At 60.6% G+C, this 17,164-nt stretch carries 15 protein-coding genes and 1 pseudogene; 13 read left to right on the forward strand and 3 right to left on the reverse strand.

What is annotated here, in order from left to right:
* Positions 1-13: 13 nt before the first annotated feature.
* Positions 14-472 carry a universal stress protein gene (locus RIdsm_RS27690; protein ID WP_057817255.1) on the reverse strand — a complete coding sequence of 153 codons (459 nt, stop codon included), beginning with the start codon at positions 470-472 and terminating at the stop codon, positions 14-16.
* A gap of 96 nt (positions 473-568) precedes the next feature.
* On the opposite strand from RIdsm_RS27690, the gene RIdsm_RS27695 reads away from it, so the two are divergent.
* The 12 genes and pseudogenes from RIdsm_RS27695 to RIdsm_RS27750 all read left to right on the forward strand — a co-directional run bounded on the left by RIdsm_RS27695 (position 569) and on the right by RIdsm_RS27750 (position 12,807).
* Positions 569-1,024: a MarR family transcriptional regulator gene (locus RIdsm_RS27695; RefSeq protein ID WP_082647425.1), complete on the forward strand. Its 456-nt coding sequence runs from the start codon at positions 569-571 to the stop codon at positions 1,022-1,024.
* A gap of 1 nt (position 1,025) precedes the next feature.
* Positions 1,026-2,180: an HlyD family secretion protein gene (locus tag RIdsm_RS27700; RefSeq protein ID WP_057817257.1), complete on the forward strand. Its 1,155-nt coding sequence runs from the start codon at positions 1,026-1,028 to the stop codon at positions 2,178-2,180.
* Positions 2,181-2,235: 55 nt separating this feature from the next.
* On the forward strand, positions 2,236-3,717 hold the full coding sequence (locus tag RIdsm_RS27705) for a DHA2 family efflux MFS transporter permease subunit (protein WP_236553336.1): 1,482 nt from the start codon (positions 2,236-2,238) through the stop codon (positions 3,715-3,717).
* Positions 3,718-4,010: 293 nt separating this feature from the next.
* Positions 4,011-4,406, forward strand: coding sequence for a transposase (locus RIdsm_RS27710; RefSeq protein WP_074940510.1), 396 nt, complete (start codon positions 4,011-4,013; stop codon positions 4,404-4,406).
* An 85-nt stretch (positions 4,407-4,491) separates the two neighbouring features.
* Positions 4,492-4,887 (forward strand): annotated as a pseudogene (locus RIdsm_RS27715) (IS66 family transposase); the annotation flags it as partial.
* A 1,036-nt stretch (positions 4,888-5,923) separates the two neighbouring features.
* Positions 5,924-7,465, forward strand: coding sequence for a class I adenylate-forming enzyme family protein (locus tag RIdsm_RS27720; RefSeq protein ID WP_057817267.1), 1,542 nt, complete (start codon positions 5,924-5,926; stop codon positions 7,463-7,465).
* Complete coding sequence (locus RIdsm_RS27725; RefSeq protein WP_074940508.1) at positions 7,462-8,235, forward strand: SDR family NAD(P)-dependent oxidoreductase; 774 nt, start codon at positions 7,462-7,464, stop codon at positions 8,233-8,235. Before RIdsm_RS27720 ends, RIdsm_RS27725 begins: the two co-directional genes overlap by 4 nt.
* A 51-nt stretch (positions 8,236-8,286) precedes the next feature.
* A complete protein-coding gene (locus tag RIdsm_RS27730) occupies positions 8,287-9,483 on the forward strand; it encodes an ABC transporter substrate-binding protein (protein ID WP_057817271.1) in 1,197 nt (398 codons plus the stop codon).
* 55 nt (positions 9,484-9,538) lie between these two features.
* Positions 9,539-10,420 (forward strand): branched-chain amino acid ABC transporter permease, encoded by an 882-nt coding sequence (locus RIdsm_RS27735; RefSeq protein ID WP_057817273.1) that lies wholly within the window; start codon positions 9,539-9,541, stop codon positions 10,418-10,420.
* The gene (locus tag RIdsm_RS27740) at positions 10,410-11,339 is read left to right on the forward strand and encodes a branched-chain amino acid ABC transporter permease (protein ID WP_057795832.1); all 930 of its coding nucleotides are present in this window, start codon (positions 10,410-10,412) and stop codon (positions 11,337-11,339) included. Before RIdsm_RS27735 ends, RIdsm_RS27740 begins: the two co-directional genes overlap by 11 nt.
* A complete protein-coding gene (locus RIdsm_RS27745; protein ID WP_057795829.1) occupies positions 11,336-12,088 on the forward strand; it encodes an ABC transporter ATP-binding protein in 753 nt (250 codons plus the stop codon). The genes RIdsm_RS27740 and RIdsm_RS27745 overlap by 4 nt, the downstream gene beginning before the upstream one ends.
* Positions 12,085-12,807 (forward strand): ABC transporter ATP-binding protein, encoded by a 723-nt coding sequence (locus RIdsm_RS27750; protein ID WP_082647426.1) that lies wholly within the window; start codon positions 12,085-12,087, stop codon positions 12,805-12,807. Before RIdsm_RS27745 ends, RIdsm_RS27750 begins: the two co-directional genes overlap by 4 nt.
* 215 nt (positions 12,808-13,022) lie before the next feature.
* Here the strand turns inward: RIdsm_RS27750 and RIdsm_RS27755 are convergent, their stop codons facing one another.
* Positions 13,023-13,847 (reverse strand): IS5 family transposase, encoded by an 825-nt coding sequence (locus RIdsm_RS27755; RefSeq protein ID WP_151175218.1) that lies wholly within the window; start codon positions 13,845-13,847, stop codon positions 13,023-13,025.
* A gap of 113 nt (positions 13,848-13,960) precedes the next feature.
* A complete protein-coding gene (locus tag RIdsm_RS27760; protein ID WP_236553422.1) occupies positions 13,961-15,643 on the reverse strand; it encodes a flavin-containing monooxygenase in 1,683 nt (560 codons plus the stop codon).
* A 332-nt stretch (positions 15,644-15,975) separates the two neighbouring features.
* Here RIdsm_RS27760 and RIdsm_RS27765 point away from each other — a divergent pair, with 332 nt between their 5' ends.
* Positions 15,976-17,121, forward strand: a complete 1,146-nt coding sequence (locus RIdsm_RS27765) for a C4-dicarboxylate TRAP transporter substrate-binding protein (protein ID WP_057821783.1) — start codon at positions 15,976-15,978, stop codon at positions 17,119-17,121.
* Positions 17,122-17,164: the final 43 nt, after the last annotated feature.

Below are 17,164 nucleotides of genomic sequence, written 5' to 3' on the forward strand. Positions count from 1 at the left end.
TGGCCATACCTCTTCAGCCGTTGCCGAAAAGCTCTGAATCCTCAACGAGTTTTTGTGCGAGAAGAAGGCTACATTTTAGCGAGTCCCCCAACCCGGCCGCGACCGACCGGCTCATCCAGCGCGTCCAGATGCCTTGCTGGTGATGCCCGACGACGACCAGATCGGCCCCAATTTCGGTCGCAACTTGGGTAATTTTCGCGACGGGATCGCCAAACTCCATGCGGACCTTGGGTGCCAGCCCCAAGGCGGAAAGTCTTTGATGGCCTTCGTCGAGGATCTCCTCGAAATCGGCTTGCTGGTGGGCAAGCGCGCCCGCATCCGCGCCCTGCGCCAGCGCGTTGCCCGCGCCCGTCTCGACCACCGCCAGAAGGATCGCATCAGCACCTGTGATCTGCGCCAGCCGCGCTCCCTCGCGCAGTGCCAGTCGCCCTTCGCGCGAGCCGTCGTAACATAGCAGGATCTTGGCGTACATCGGCACGTCTCCGGGACAGGAATAGCACTTGCAAGATAAGTGATATCATAATAATTAGTTCTGCAACTATTGGCAAGCTAATGAAAAGCTAAAACGATGCAGTCCGATTTCGACAAGACCGAGCCTCTGGAGGCTTTCGCACGTTCCATGGCGGCGGCAGCACGCATGTGGAGGCGGTATCTTGACCTCCGGTTTCGCGATCTCGACCTGTCCCAGGCAAGGTGGAGCGTGCTGTTCGAACTATCGCGCAACGAAGAGGTGACGCAGGTCGAACTGGCGCGCACCCTGGGGATCGAAGCGGCGACGCTGGTCCGCCTGCTGGACGGGCTCGAAGGCGCAGGTTTGGTCGAACGCCGACCTTCGGCCAGGGACAGGCGAGCCAAGACGCTCCACCTGACCGAGGCTGCGAGCCCTCTCATCGTCAGGATGGAAGAGATCTCGGCAGCCAGCCGGGCAGAAATTCTTGAAGGAATTTCCCGGCAGGATTTGCGTATCGCAACAAAAGTACTGAGCCGCATCGCGGACAGATTGGAGATTTTGAGCGATGGTTAAAATGGATGACATAAAGGCGGGCGCAGCCGTTGCGGACGAGGCTGCCCCGGACAAGCCGGTGCCCCCGCGAAGGCGCAGCCGCACAAGATGGACCAGACTGATCGTGATCGGCGCGCTGGTTGCCGTTGCCGTCTGGCTGGCCGCCCCGTGGCTAGCCGCGCGGTTCACGCAGGTGCATATCAACGATGCCCGGATCGCGGCCAAGGTCGTCACCGTATCCAGCGAGGTCGCCGGACGGGTGACGGCGATGCCGGTTCTGGTGGGGGACACTGTCGCAAAAGGCGATCTTGTCGCCGCAATCGACCGCACATCTGCGCAGCCGCAGCTTGATGCCGTCCTGTCGAGACTTGCCGCAACCGATGCGCAGCTGGCCGAGCTTCGGGCACGCAAGGTGCTACTCGAAAAGCAGCTCTCTGCACGGCGGGACGCGGCCCTGAGCGGGATAGCTGCCGCAGATGCAAACCATGAGGCATCGCTCGCCGTATTGACGAACGCCAGGACCCGTCACGAGAGGGCGATCAGGCTTGCCGAGCAGAACATCACGTCGCAACAAGCCCTCGACGAGTCCCAGGCGGCACTGGACACCGCCGCCCAGCAGGAGCGTGCTGCTTTCGCGGCAATCGAAAACGCGCGCGCCAGCCTGGCGATCGTCGAGGCCGACGGCGAGCAGATGAATGTGCTGGAGTCCCAGATTGCGTCCGTTCTGGCCGGACGTGCCGGCATCGAGGCCGACCGCAGCCTGAAGGAAATCGACCTCGCGCATCGCACGATCACGGCCCAGTTCGACGGCATCGTTGATGGGACCTTTGTCGATGTCGGCGAATATGTGACATCGGGCACGCGCATCGCGATGTATCACGCGCCGGATGACGTCTGGATCGACGCAAATGTCAAGGAGACCGACTTCGGCAAAATTCACGTCGGGTCGCGGGCAAGCATCACCGTCGACGCCTTTCCGGGCCGGACCTTCGAGGGCGAGGTGATCGGGATGGGCGGGGTGGCCACCAGCCAGCTTGCGCTTCTGCCCAGCCCCAACCCGTCGGGCAATTTCACCAAAGTGACCCAGCGTCTGCCAATCCGTGTGTCGATCGACGCCGCCGGTACAGAACTCAGGCCCGGAATGATGGTCGAGGTCTATATCGATGTCACAGATTGACCGGTATTTCGAGCGTTACGGCCCCGCCTACAAGTGGCTCGCAACCGGCACGATCATGGTCGCGACCATTTCGGTCGTTCTGTCCACAACGATCGTCAACGTCGCCATCCCGGCGGTGATGGGCGCTTTCGGCATGAGCGCGGTGCAAGCACAATGGATCTCGACCGGCTTTCTGGCAGCCATGACGGCCACGATGCTGCTGGCCGACTGGACCAACCGCGCCTTCGGGACGCGGCTGACGATGAACGCCGCGATGAGCGTGTTTCTTGCGGGTTCGGTCCTTGGGGGCCTTGCGCCGAACGAGACCATACTGACACTGGCCCGCGTGGTGCAGGGGGCGGCGGCAGGCATCGTCCAGCCTCTGGCCATGATCATGCTGTTCAAGGTCTTTCCGCCCGATAAACGCGGCGCCGCCATGGGGATCTATGGCGTTGGCGTCGTCCTGGCTCCGGCTCTGGGACCCTGGATTGGCGGCTTGCTCATGGACGCTTTCGATTGGCGCTTCGTCTTCTACCTGGGCCTGCCCTTCGCCGGCCTCGCCATTCTGATGTCAAACCTGTTCCTGCCCAGCCGCGAAGAAAGCGGACCGATTCCGGCCTTCGACTTTGTCGGAGTGGCGATCCTGTCGGTCTTTCTGGCCATACTGCTCAGCACGCTGTCGAACGCGCAGCGGCTTGGATGGGAGTCCAACATCATCCTGGCGGGTTTCACGATTTCCGTTGCTTCGGCCATCGGCTTCGTCGCCTGGGAGATGAATACTGCCAAGCCGATGCTCGATATGCGGCTTTTTGCGAATTTCGCCTTCTCCTCGGCCTCGGTCGTGGCCTTCATCATGGGGGCGGGGCTGTTCGGCTCTACCTATCTGCTTCCGGTCTTCGTGCAGCAGATCCAGGGGATGACGCCGACGCAGGCTGGCCTTCTTCTGATGCCCTCGGGCTTTGCGATGCTGCTGGTCTTTCCCATCGCGGGACGATTGTCCGACAAGGTGCCTGCTCCGATCATGATCGCCCTCGGCATGGCGGTCTTTGCCGGATCCTCTTGGCTAATGGTGGCCGCAAATGTCCATACGGCCTTCTGGACGCTCGCCTGGTGGACGGTCCTTTCGCGCGTGGGGCTGGGTCTCGTGTTTCCCGCTATTTCGTCGGGCGCGCTGAAGGTTCTGCCACCGCACCTTCTCGGCCAGGGCTCGGGCGCATCCAACTTTATCCGGCAACTTGGCGGCGCCTTCGGGGTGAACCTTCTGACCGTGTTTATCGAGCGGCGCACGATCATGCACGCGGATGCCTTTGCCGCGACCCAGACCAGCGACAACGCCACGACGATGGAACTCTTGCGCGAGGTTGCAGGCCTCATGCACGCTGCGGGACTGCCCGACACCCAGCTCATGCCCGCCGCGGCATCTTTCCTGGGTCGGACCGTGATGATTCAGTCCTCGAACGCGGCCTTCCAGGACGGCTTCCTTATCGTATGCGGCATATTCCTGCTCGCGCTGATCCCGACCTGGTTCATGTGGCGCGTCGCTTCCTCTGCTACCTAGACAGCATTGTCGCCTGGCGAAGCGACCGGGTCTGTGGCACTTCCCAGGCTTTCTATCGGCGAGAGTTGTGCCAGGCTGGTTGTGCCGTCTCGTCACCAAACCCCCCGTCACCATACTGCCACCATCATGTTGTCAGCAGGGAGCGCGGCACGATATGCTGTCACATCGCTGCTCTCACCTGGTGATGCCCCGATAAGCTCTCCGTATGCGGCGATTCCGGCCCATTGATTTGACATGTTTCTGACGCGTGACGCGCCTGCGAGAAGGTCTGCGTCAGCATATGGAGGTATCACATGGCGGAGGGTGGTGACGGGTTCATGGGGCGGTGCGAGGTCGTGGATCCTCGGGGGCGCGGCAAGCGGCATTGGCCGGATGATGTGAAAGCGCGGATCGTGGCTGGAAGCCTGCAGCCCGGTATCCGGGTAGTGGATGTAGCCGCGCGCTATGATATTCTTCCGCATCATCTTTCGGATTGGCGTCACCATGCACGGCAAGGTCGGCTGGCTCTGCCAGGTCACGTGATGGGCGCGCTTCATGGATTGCCGATGGAGCCTGCCTTTGTGCCGCTGTCCATTCTACCCGAGGCTGCGGGTCAGTGGCTGAGGCATGACCGTATCATCGCCCTTTCTCAACCCCAGGGCAAAAGGGAGATTACCGCAGAGTGTGGGGCAGTTGAACTTTGCGCGTGACACTGCCAAGGATTTTGGATGTCAGCCGTTCCACAACTCTACCAACTGAAAGCCCGCCTTTTAGGGATCAGCCCGATGGGGATTGCTCACCGACTGGGTCGGGCGTTCAACCGCGTTGCAGGAACCGTTGGACGAGCATATCGGCAAGCTGGTGCGCGCCGGACCCGTCGTGTTTGCCGACGACACCCCGGTCAAGATGCAGACCGGCGCGAAGACAGGCAAGGCCCATACCGCGCGGCTCTGGAGTTACGTCCGCTACGAGAGGCCATGGTGCGGACAGGCGCCGCCCTGTGCGTGGTATCAGTTCAGCGTGGATCGGTAGGGGGAGCAGCCCTCCGCCCATCTTCAGGGCCAAAAGGGCACCGTGCATGCCGACGGATTCACCGGCTTCAACAGCCTGTTCGGCGAAGGCCTCGCCAAGGAACAAGCCTGCATGGTCCATGTCCGCCGCAAGTTCGTGGACGGCTTCGAGCGCGATGGATAGATCATCGCGAGGGGCGCCATCGAGCGAATTGCCAGGCTCTCTGCCACCGTTAAACCCGAAAGGCAACTGCCCCACACTTTGCGGTACTCTCTTCCTACCACGCGCTCGCGCAGGCGCTGAAGCTTTGACGCCGGACAGGCCCCGCGAGGACGACGATGCTTGCCACCTACGCGGGCTCCCTGCCCCGGATGCCGGACATGATAGATTTCATCCTTGTCCCTGACCACGGTTCGCGCTGCGATGCCGCCCGAATGGCGGCGGCGGTGTCGAAAATCTGGAAACAGAGCATCCCCAGCGCTGGCATTGCTCCGGACACGGAAACACGCGGCACCCGCCCTGCGACCGGCGTAAAGGACGGGGACACGCGCGTCGACGACCACAGCCCGCACGCTTTGCGGACCGCAAGCAGATTCCCCGCCCCCTCAACCGGCCCCCTCATCCCGGTTCAATGCCGAGGCCTCCGCACCCGAAGGGCTGCCTTCGAGAAAGCCCCGGCCCGACCGGCTGCGCCCCGGCGTCACCTCGCCCGTGTCACCGCCTAGACCGATGTATCCGGTTTTCCGCAGTCGAGGAACAGTTCCCGGCCTTTCGGAACAGGTCAAATCAACTGGAATCCGTGGCGGAGGGCATAGTCCCGACGTCCGGCAAACTCTGCCATCCGGTGTTCCGAAAGTGACACCTGTGACCCGTTTCCATTGCGTTTCGTCGGATGCCGAGGGTGCTCAGAGTATAGTGCAGCTGGAGATCGACGAAGAACTCTCCAATGGCGACGCCTTATCGACGGTTCCCTCCAAAACCTCACAAAGTTCAAACATATAGCGAAGGCGTAGGGAGAAGACCGTCACGCCCTTGCGGCGATGGCCCCCCCTTGTGCGGTTCCCTCATCATCCTAGGAAGACCGTCCAAAAAACCAAAAACGAACAAGCATTAGAAATTCCTTGTGCCTGTATGATCGGTCAGCTAGGATTCCCTTGTTTTCTGAGGGTTGTTGTGCTGGGCAGACGCTGCCCGGTCCGGATTGGAAGGCGGGGGAATGACGGCTACATCGCTGACATATTGTCTGGAAACGGCGGCTACCCTGCTTCGCGATCGACCCTTTCTGATCAACGACGATGGCGAGACCACGTTCGGAGAATTCGACGCGCTTTCCGGTCGGCTGGCCAATGTATTGTTGGCGCATGGCGTCGCACGGGGCGACGCCGTAGGGCTCTACCTGCCGAGTTGTCCGTTTCTCAGCGCGGGCTATTTCGCCTGCCAGAAGATCGGCGCCATCGCCGCGCCGATCTCAAGCATGAATCGCGCGCAAGAGCTTCGCCCGCTTCTGGAGCGGACGCAGATGCGCGTGATGTTGGTGGATACGGACACAGCAGCCGAGGCCGTATGTGCCTGCAAGGACGTTGCGCACAAGGTGACGATCCTCGCCAGCGGAGATGCGGTTGCCGGCACCGTTCCGCTCGACCTCGCTCCAGCCAGCGTGCAGTGCCCACCACTGCCGCTGCGCCCGGAGGATCCGGCGGCGCTCTTCTTCACCTCTGGGACCACCGGCGCGCCCAAGGGGGCGGTGCAGACCCAGCGCAGCATCACCACGACGCTGCGGGACATGGCGGTTCACGCCGGTTTCAGTTGGGACCGAGAGGTGTTCCTTTGTGCGCTGCCCGTGTTCAACAATTTCGGTGCCACGGTCATGGTGAACGGCGCTGTCTACAATGGCGCCCGCGTTGTCATGCTGGAGCGCTGGGATACCCAAAAAGTGCTCGACGCGATCACTCGGCACCGGGTGACCTATATGGCCGGCGCGCCGACGATGTTCCTGTACATGCTGCGTGAGTTCAATCCCGATCGGCACGACCTGTCCTCAATGCGGCTTGCGGTCGCTGCCGGGGCCCCGGTTTCACCGGAGATTCTGGCGGAGTTCGAAAAGACGACCGGGGTGCCGATACTTGAGCTCTACGGGGCGACCGAGGTTTCCGGCGGAGCCACCGCCCAGCCGCTTGTCGGCGTGCGCAAGCGCGGCTCTGCCGGCGTTCCACTCGGCAATGCGCGCATTGCGATCGTGGACGAGGACGGTGCGCCGGTCCCCACCGGCGAAACCGGCGAGGTGCGTATCTCAGGCGAAATTGTCGGCGCCGGCTACTGGGACGACGAAGAGACGACCGTGGCCAGCTTTTCCGAAGACGGCTGGCTCAGTGGCGACATCGGCTACGTCGACGAGGACGGCTATCTGTTCATCGTCGACCGCAAGAAGGACGTGATCATCGCCGGCGGCTACAACATCTATCCCATTGAGGTGGAAGATCTATTGTTCAGCCATCCGGATGTCGGCGTATGTGCGGTGATCGGCGTGCCCGACGACGTGAAGGGCGAAATCCCTGCTGCCGTTCTCATTCCCCGCGCCGACCGGTCGCTTGACCCCGCCGCGCTGATCGCTTTCTGCCGCGAGAACCTTGCAGCTTACAAGGTCCCGCGCCGCTGGTTCACGGTCGCAGAAATGCCCCATGGCCCCACCGGCAAAATTCTGAAACGCACGCTGCGCGTCTGGCTTGGCGAAGGGCGCCTGACGGAGGTAACGCCATGAGTTCTTCTGAAAAACCGCTTGCCGGACGGGTGGCTTTGGTCACCGGCGCAGGCGGGCCGATGGGTCAGGCCATTGCAACGCGGCTTGCTGCGGATGGGGCCAGCCTTGCGCTCATCGACATCTCCGGCAACCGGCTTGCCGCCGTGCGTGAGGCGATTGCCGAACAATATCCCGACACGGCCCTGCATGCGGTACGCACCGACGCGCGCCGGCACGAGGAAGTAAACGCGGCGGTTGCCGACTTCAAGGACGCCTTGGGCGCTCTCGATATCCTTGTAAACGTCGTCGGCGGGATCCGCGGCGGCGCCTTGATGGAGCCGCTGGTCGGGATGAGTGAGGAGCGTTTCGATTCGACCTTCGAGCTTAACCTCAAGCCGCTGTTCTGGATGGTGAATGCAGTCGCGCCTGATATGGCGCAGACCGGCCGGGGCGCCATCGTCAACGTCTCTTCCGTCACCTATGCCGGCGACGGCGATCAGCCGGAATACGCCGCAGCCAAGGCCGCCGTCGCGTCATTGACGCGCTCGCTCGCCGCTGAACTGGCGCCGGCGGTGCGGGTCAACGCCGTGGTGCCCGGCCTGATCCAAACGTCGGTCATGGACAACGCGCCGCGCGAAATGATCGAGACCTACACGTCGCGCACACTCTTGAAGCGGCTCGGTCGGCCCGAAGACATCGCCGGCGCGGTCTCGTTCCTGGTCGGGCCGGATGCCGACTATCTGACCGGCGTGCTCTTGCCGGTGGCCGGAGGGATTGTCGCAATTCTCTAGGCCGCCCGCATGAGCCTGGAACAACGATCTAACCAACGGAGGAGATATAGAATGAACATTGGCAAATGGACCCGCCCGCTCGGGGCGGTGACCCTCATGCTGTTGCTTGCCCAGGCAGGCGCGGCGCAGGAGACCCTGAAACTCGGTATTTCGGCGCCCATGTCGGGCTCGGCTGCCACCTGGGGCCTCGGTATGGAATGGGCGGCCGAGCAAGCGGTTGAACACGTCAACGAAGACGGCGGCGTCACGGTGGACGGCAAGACATACAATTTCGAGGTCGTGACCTACGACAACAAGTACAGCGCCACCGAAGGTGCGCGCAATGCCCAGACGATGTTGAACCGGGATGGCGTCAAATTCATCGCCGGCAGCATCGGCACCGCGCCGGTCCGCGCGATGCAGGCCCTGACCGAACGCAATGGCGTCATCCTGTTCAATACCGCCTGGGGCAAGAGTGTGAAGGGGCCGCAGTTTCCCTATACCTTTACCCAGATGAACACGCCGTTCGAAATTCTGGAGCCGTTCTACAGCTTCATCAAGGAACAGCACCCGGACCTCGAGACCGCGGTTCTCGTCAGTCCGAACGATGCCACCGGGCAGGAACTAGAGCCGGTGGCGGTAGAGACCTGGAAGAGCCTCGGGGTCGAGATGTTGGCAAGCGACTGGTACGAACGCGGCACCACCGAGTTCCAGCCGATTGCCACCAAGATCGCATCGCTCGATCCGGGTCTCGTTGATTTCTCGGCCGCGCCGCCGACCGACGTCGGATCGATCCTGAAAGAGCTTGACGTGCTGGGATGGGAAGGCGTGAAGGTCATGACCGCCGGTACCTCTGTCGAAGCCTTGATGGCGGTGGCAGGGGACGCGGCCGAAGGTGCCTATCTCGGCGCATCGGCGGACTTCAGCAGCGACTCGGCGACCGAAGTGCAGAAAAAGCTGAACGCCGGGGCCCGCGAGGCGCTTGGCGAGCCGCTGAATGGTATCACCATTTCGTCCTACGACGCGATCCTGGCACTGCGCGCCGCGATGCAAGAGGCCGACAGCGTCGATCCGGAGAAGATCAAGGACGTGCTTCCTTCGGTGCGCTTTGACTCGTCGTATGGCCCGTCCGGCTTCGGTGGTGCGGATGTCTACGATTATCCGCAGCAGATGCTCATCCCGGTGATCGTCACTCAGGTGGTGGACGGCAAGGCAGTCGAGTTGACGCGGAGCAATCCCGCCGAACTCGAGGCGTTGAGCAACGACTGAAAAGGTCATTGCCGCAGGCGATTGTCGCCGCCTGCGGTGCCACGGATGAGGTGTCATGGAACTGTTTGTCCAACTACTCGCCAATACCCTGCAAATCGGCGCGGTCTATGTGCTGTTCGCCCTCGGGCTGACGCTGATCTTCGGGGTCATGAAGATCGTGAATTTCGCGCATGGTGCCTTTTTCACTGCTGCGGCCCTGATCGTGACATCGATGGTGCCCTTTGCCACCGTCGAGCTTGGGGTGCCGCTTTGGGCTGGCTACCTTCTGGCGGCCTTCGCGGCGATCGCTGTCGTCCTCAGTATCGGTGCACTGGTCTACAGTATCGGCTTTCAGCATGTGCTGAAGGATCTCAACGGGTCCTTCATCCTGTCCATCGGACTGCTTCTGATACTCAACGGGGCCTATCTTGCGATCTACGGCGGCGCGCCGCGTTCCGTACCGCAGGTCCTGCCCGGCACCGTCAACGTCTTCGGCGCCACCCTGACGGCACAGCGGCTGGCGCTGGTGATTGTCGCCGCCGTGGTGACCGGCGGACTTTATCTTCTCATCGAACGGACGCGGCTCGGGCTTGCCTTGCGCGCCGTGGCGATGGATCAGGAGGCGGCGATGCTACAGGGCATTCCGTATCGTCGTGTCGCTCTATACGGTTTCCTGATCGGCGCCGCGCTTGCCGCCTGTGCCGGCGTTCTGATGGCGCCTATCAACGCCGTGACTCCGGTCAGTGGCGATGAGTTCCTGATCAAGGCTTTCATCATCATAATCATCGGCGGTCTCGGCTCTGTCACCGGCGCCATCACCGGCGGGCTTTTCATCGCAATGGTCGAGAGTGTGGGCGGGTACTTTTTCGACCCGTCGACCGCGACCCTGGCCATGTTCATTCTGGTCATCGGCTTCTTGCTCGTACGTCCCCAGGGAATTCTCGGAAATGTGGAATAAATCGTTCGGGGTATGGGTCTGCGTGGCCCTTGCCATAAGTTCCGTGTTGTTTGCCTTGCTGGCGACGAATGGCTATTACGCCTCGCTTCTCGTCTGGATCCTGACGAATGCGGTGCTCGCCTCGGCCTTGCGTTTCGTGTTGCAGATCGGCGAACTCAATATCGCGACAGCGGCTTTTTTCGGCATCGGCGCTTACACCACGGCGACGACGGCAGTGCTGCTGGGTTGGCCGTTCTGGCTGACGCTTCTGCTTGCGCCGCTGATGGCGGCCGTGCTGAGCGCGCTGTTCGGCTGGGTCACGCTACGCACCAAAGGGCCATACTTCTTGCTGGTCTCGTTCGCGGTGACAGAGGTCATCCGCCTGATATACACGCAAACCAACGTGATCGGGGGCAATTCCGGCCTTGTCGGCATGTTCCCCCCGATGGCGATCGACGCCTATTATCCCGCGCTCGCTATCGCGCTTCTGGCTGCAACGCTGTTCGCCCTCTACGGGTTTGAACGCAGCGATCTCGGTCGGCTGTTCAAGGCGATCGAGAACAACGACGCGATTCCTCGTTCGGTCGGTCTGAATGTTGTCTTCCTGAAGGTCTTGTGCGTCGTAATCGCATCTGCGGCGGTCGGGTTGGCCGGCGGGATCCACGCCTATGCAAACACTGTCATCGCGCCGTCCGACTTCGCCTATTTCGTGGCCGTCCTCGCGCTGGCCTACGTCAAGATCGGCGGCGAGGGACACCCCTTCGGGCCCATCCTCGGGGCGGCGGTGCTGACCCTCGTGGGCCAATGGGTCGCCGGTATCTCCGCGTGGGAGAACATCTTTTACGGCGCGGTCATCGTGATGACGCTTCGCGTCTTTCCGGGCGGTCTGGTCGGTCTGGCCGAACGCGCGCGCGGACTTGTCACAAGGAGCGCACGATGAACGCGGCGACGAGCACGCCCGCGGGTGGCGACGTGATCCTGCGCGCAGAGCATCTGGAGCGACGCTTTGGCGGCCTGACAGCCGTCAGCGACTTCACCTTCGAACTGCGCCAAGGCGAGATCCTCGGTCTTATCGGCCCGAACGGCGCCGGCAAGAGCACAACCTTCAACCTGATCAGCGGCTTTCTGCGACCGAGCGGTGGCCGTCTCTTTTTGAAGGGGCGCGACGTGACCGGCGCGAGCACCAAGACGATAAGCCGTCTCGGCCTTGTGCGCACTTTTCAGCACCACAGCCTGCTCAGCGAAATGAGCGTTGTCGACAACATCCTCATCGGAACCTTTCACCAGCGGCTTGCGCATGAAAAGCGCATGGAAAAGGTGCGCGAAGTCGCATCGATGACCGGTCTGGCCGACCATCTGCAAATAATTGCCGGCAACCTGCCGCATGGCCTGCAGCGAATGTTGAGCATTGCGATCGCCCTCGCCGCCGAGCCGCAAATCCTGTGCCTCGACGAGCCGCTAACCGGGTTGCAGGGCGCCGAAGTTGGTGCGGCGTTGGAACTCTTCGAGAAACTCCGCACGACGCATGGTCTGACCATCCTGCTTGTCGAGCACAACGTGCGGGCGGTCATGCGCGCCTGCGACCGGGTGATTGTGCTCAACTACGGTCGCCTCCTGGCCGAGGGTTCGCCGGAAGCGGTCAGTCGCGATGAGGCGGTGATTGAGGCTTATTTGGGGCGCGGACGATGACTGCTGACACCGAAATTCTATCCGTCGACGGGCTGTGCGTCAGCTACCATGGCGTGCCGGCCTTGCTGGATGTTTCGCTCGAAATCGAGCGTGGAGCCATCACGACGATCGTCGGCTCCAACGGCGCAGGCAAGACGACGCTGATGAAGGCAATCGCCGGATTGCTTGTTCCCGACCGCGGAAGCGTTCACCTCTTTGGCCAGGACGTCGGCGGGAGGACGCCGGCCGAGATGGTGCAGGCAGGCGTGACGCTGGTTCCCGAAGGGCGCCGTCTGTTCGGTCAGATGAGCGTGCGCGACAACCTGATGACAGGCGCCTATAGCCGCGACGACCGGTCGGCAATCCCGGCGGATTTCGAAACCGTGCTCGGACACTTTCCCGCGCTGCGCGACCGGCTGAACGCGCCCGCAAGCGACCTCAGCGGGGGGCAGCAGCAGATGCTGGCCGTCGGGCGCGCATTGATGGCATCGCCTCGTCTCGTGCTGCTCGACGAGCCGACGATCGGTCTCGCTCCGGCTGTCGTTAACACCATCTGTGACATCATCGAGACGATTTCTCGCAACGGTGTCGAGGTCCTGCTGGTAGAACAGAACGCGCATATTGCTCTGGAACTCGCCACTCGAGCCTACGTCATTGAGAACGGGCGCATCGTACTCAGCGGCAGCGGAAAAGAGCTAAAGCACAACGATCAGGTGCGCGAGGCCTATCTCGGCCTTTGAGCGAGGCGCTGCTGGAAGCAGCGGCCCGTCGCGCTCGTCTTCGCTGGCGCTTTGGGTCGAAGATTACGCGCGCATAGGAGTGGGCAAAACCTGGTGGTCGACATGGTAGGTGTCTAACGTCAGCGCCAATGGGGCAGTTTAGGGCGATTTGATAAGAGAGGGTTTCTGGCACATCGTAACCTCTTAGAGTCCGATTCAAAATGGAGTGAGGCTTTTCAAGCCCTTGCGAGTAGCCTTGTCATGCGCCTGATATGCGCGATGATAATCCAGGCTTCGGCACTCTCGATGGTTTTCTCCCAATCCTTTGCCAGGCGGCGGCATTTGCCGAGCCAAGCGAAGGTGCGCTCGACCACCCATCTTCGGGGCAAGACCTCGAACCCAACGGTCGTGTCCGAGCGTTTCACGATCTGAATGACCCAGCGGCCGATGCCGGTCAGAGCGTCGCGCAGCTTTGGACCGGCATATCCACCGTCCGCAAACACATGACGCAGTTTCGGAGCCTCCCGGGCCAGTTGACGGAACACTTCAGGCGCACCGTCACGATCCTGAATGCTGGCGGCATGAACGCGCAGCGCGATCAGGTGGCCACAGGTGTCGGTCATGATGTGGCGCTTGCGGCCCTTGATCCGCTTACCGGCATCATAGCCGCTAACCCCGCCGTTTTCAGTGGTTTTCACGCTCTGGCTGTCGATCACACCGGCTGTAGGCGCGCTGGTCCGGCCTTCTGCCCGCCGCGCTGTCGCAACCAGCGTACGGTTGATTTCAGCAAGCAGACCGTTGTTACGCCAACCGTAGAAATAATAACGCACGGTCGAAACAGGCGGAAAATCCTTCGGTAAAAGCGACCATGCGCACCCCGATGCAGCAACATATTGGATTGCGTCCCAGACAAGGCGAAGTTCGACCTCCCGTGGCCTGCCAAGCGGGTTAGCGCCGGGCAGGAGTGGTGCAACAATCTCCCATTCCTCATCTGTTACATCACTTGCATATCGTGGTGCGGTGCGTTCATATCGGTTGCGGGTGAGTTCAGTCCAGGCCATTTCGAGCTCCGTTCAGTTGTGCAACCGAACAGAATCATAACCTGCTGAATTCACCCAACTCATTTCCGATCAGGCTCTTAGCTGACTGTCCCGTTTTCCGGGACCACTTCAGCCTATTTCAAATCGAAACCTGCGTAACCCGCGTTGGCAACTTCCTCCAAGCGACGGCGATACCGGGGCGAACCGCCATTATAGATAAGGTAACGGATACCATCGCGTCCTTCGATGTTCGAGTTGTATCCGGTGAACCAGGACTTTGCGGTGTGAAACAGCGTCATCTGATACAGATCACGCACTTCTTTCTGCCAGTCTTCGACCGCTTCCTGCTGCGGTTCGACACGCTGAACTCCCTTGTCGCGCAGCATCACCAAAAACTCTGAAACCCAGTCGACGATATCTTCGATCCCGCGCGGAAAATTGGTGGCCACTGAGCCGCCTTGGGGACCTGCCAGCGTAAAAAGATTGGGAAACCCGTGCGATTGAATGCCAAGATATGTAAGCGGTCCGTCGCTCCACTGATCACGCAGGCTTTCACCGTTCCGACCAACGATGTTTATCCGGTCAAACGCCCCCGTAATTGCATCAAAGCCGGTCGCATAGATCAAGCTGTCGAGCTTGTATTCCTGCGCTGTAGTACGGACCCCAATTGGGGTAATCCGTTCTATCGGCGATTCCTTTACATCCACCAGATGGACATTGTCCCGGTTAAAGGCCTCGAAATAGCCAGTTTCAAGCGGCACACGTCTGGTTCCAAATCCGTGATCCGTCGGTATCAGCTTTTCGGCGACCTTTGGGTCTTTCACAGTCTGGCGGATTTTATTGGCGATAAAGGCGGTGTATTCGGCGTTAACCTCATGGTCCATCAGGACCTCTGCAAAGTTCCCCACCCAGACCCCGAATCCGGGTGAGGCGTAAAGTTGTTCCCAGAAGGCAAGACGTTCCACTTCTGGGACTTCATTGAACTTCCGGCGGTCGGGACCATGCAGAAACCCACCGGGAGTCTTGCGGCATTTGTCGAAAATCTCGTCATAGCGCGTCTTGATGTCGGCCATCTCTTCGGGAGTAATCGGCGAGTTGTGCAGCGGAGCGCACCAGTTCGGACGCCGCTGGAACACATAAAGCTCCTTGGCCTGCTCGGCGATTACGGGAACGATCTGTACACCCGTTGCGCCCGTCCCGATTACACCGACGCGCTCGCCACTGAAATCAGTCTTCTCCTGCGGCCAATCATAGGTATGAAACGCCTCTCCGCCAAAGGTTTCCCGTCCCTCGATGCGGGGCAAGGTAGGCGCAGAGAGCATCCCGACAGCGGTCAGAAGATAGGTACTGCGGTAGACTTGACCGTTCTCGGTATGCACCACCCACTCGTCCTCGGCCTCATCAAAGATCGCATCAGAAACCCGGCAGCCAAACACCATGTGGCGCAGCAGATCGAATTTTTCGATGACGTAATTGAGGTAAGAGAGCGTTTCCGGCTGCGGCGCAAAATGTTCTTTCCAGTCCCATTCCTGAAGGAGTTCAGGTGAGAATGAATAACCGTAGCTATAGCTTTCTGAATCGAAGCGGCAACCAGGGTAGCGGTTCCAGAACCAGGTGCCGCCGGGGGCGTCGCCAGCTTCCAGAACGACAGTTTCAAAGCCCAGTTTGCGCATACGGTAAAGCGTGTATATCCCGCAAACACCCGCACCAATAACCAGAACATCGGCCCGTTTGGGGGGCGCGCTGTTGTTCTGCGGCGACTGCCCGGCCTGGCTTGCTGGGGGTCGCGGCTGATCTTTTGGCATCAAAATCTCCATTCAGTCGGCTCTGGGATCCAGCTGTGTCGCAAACGCGGCTATTTACGCAGGATTTTTTTCATACCATGAGGTACTAATTCTGATCGCCGATACTGTCAAGGCATGCTCTACTCGTAATATATGGCACCATTATAGCTCATTATCCACAGTTTCCGGGATCAAACTGGCCTTTTCGAGCCTTGCTGGACCACTGGGCATCCTAATCCCATTGACTTGGAATTTAATTATACCGTATGGTCTGGTTGTGACTTTCGGGAAGGAAATCGAAGGAGATCACAGCTGGCTAACAGTGCCTGAGCTGAACTCATCTCAGGCCTAAAGGAGGAGCGAAATTGTTTATCAAGACCTTAAAGGCCTCAGCCTTGACCACCTCTGCGCTGCTTGTTGCAGGCGCGATGACTGCTGGTGTCGCGACGGCCGAAACGCTGACATTGAACCAATACGTGCTTCCCAAGCACGTGGTTGTCAAGGATGGCACTTTGCCGTTTATCGAGGAAGTCAAGCAGGCCACCGACGGCGAGCTTGATTTCAAGCTGTTTACTGGCGGCACGCCACTCAGCGCTCAGGCAACACTTGGCGGCCTGCAGGCGGGTGCAGTCGATGCCGGGATGGTGATCTTGACGTATCATCCCGCTGAGTTTCCTGTGGTGCAATATCTCAACGACCTCGCGGCCCCTACCGGTGACACTCTTGTCGTAGCCGGAGCATTTAACGAATACGTTATGACCAAATGCCAGCGCTGCCAGGAGGAATTCAAGGCAGCTGGCATCACCTTTACCGGTTCCTATACCGCCGCACCGCTCAATCTCGTCAACCGCGAGGTCTATCGCACCTCAGAGGATCTGGCGGGCAAGCGGGTACGTATCCCCGGCGGTGACTTCAACTCGCGTTGGGCCAACCATTTCAAGTTGTCGCCGATTAACGTGGGCGGCTCGGAAGTCTATGAGATGATGAACCGCGGCGCGGTTGACATCACGCTCAATCCTGCAGCGATTCTTCAGACACATTCGCTTGGCGATGTCGCCAAAAGCGTGATCACCCTTCCCGTAGCGATGCATCGCGTCTCGTCACCCTACGTATTTTCAGCTGAAAGTTGGGCCAATCTGACAGAGCAGCAGCGTCGTGCGGTTCTCGGTTCGGCGGCAGTCGCGATGATGCGCATCACCGGAGCCTACCTCAAGGAGTCCGAAGCTGCATTGGAAGAGGCGGTGGCGAACGGCATCGAAGTGATCGAGCCGGGCGAAGAGCTTGTGGCCTCGATGTCAGAGTTCCTGGAGGGGGATTTGGAGACGATCTATCGGAGCGCCCGTGAGCAATACCAGATCGAAGACCCCGAAAAGATCCGCGATGAATTCCTTGCCCTAATCGAGAAATGGAAAGGCATCGCCGAGGAAACCGGGCGCGACCCCGAGAAAATGGGCGAGCGCCTGCGTGAAGACGCCTATTCTGATCTTGATGTGTCAAGCTACGGCCTCTGAGACAACCGCGACAAGGAGGCGTCGCCATACCGGCGGCGCCCAG

Source organism: Roseovarius indicus, assembly GCF_008728195.1.
GTDB classification, from domain to species: Bacteria; Pseudomonadota; Alphaproteobacteria; order Rhodobacterales; family Rhodobacteraceae; genus Roseovarius; species Roseovarius indicus.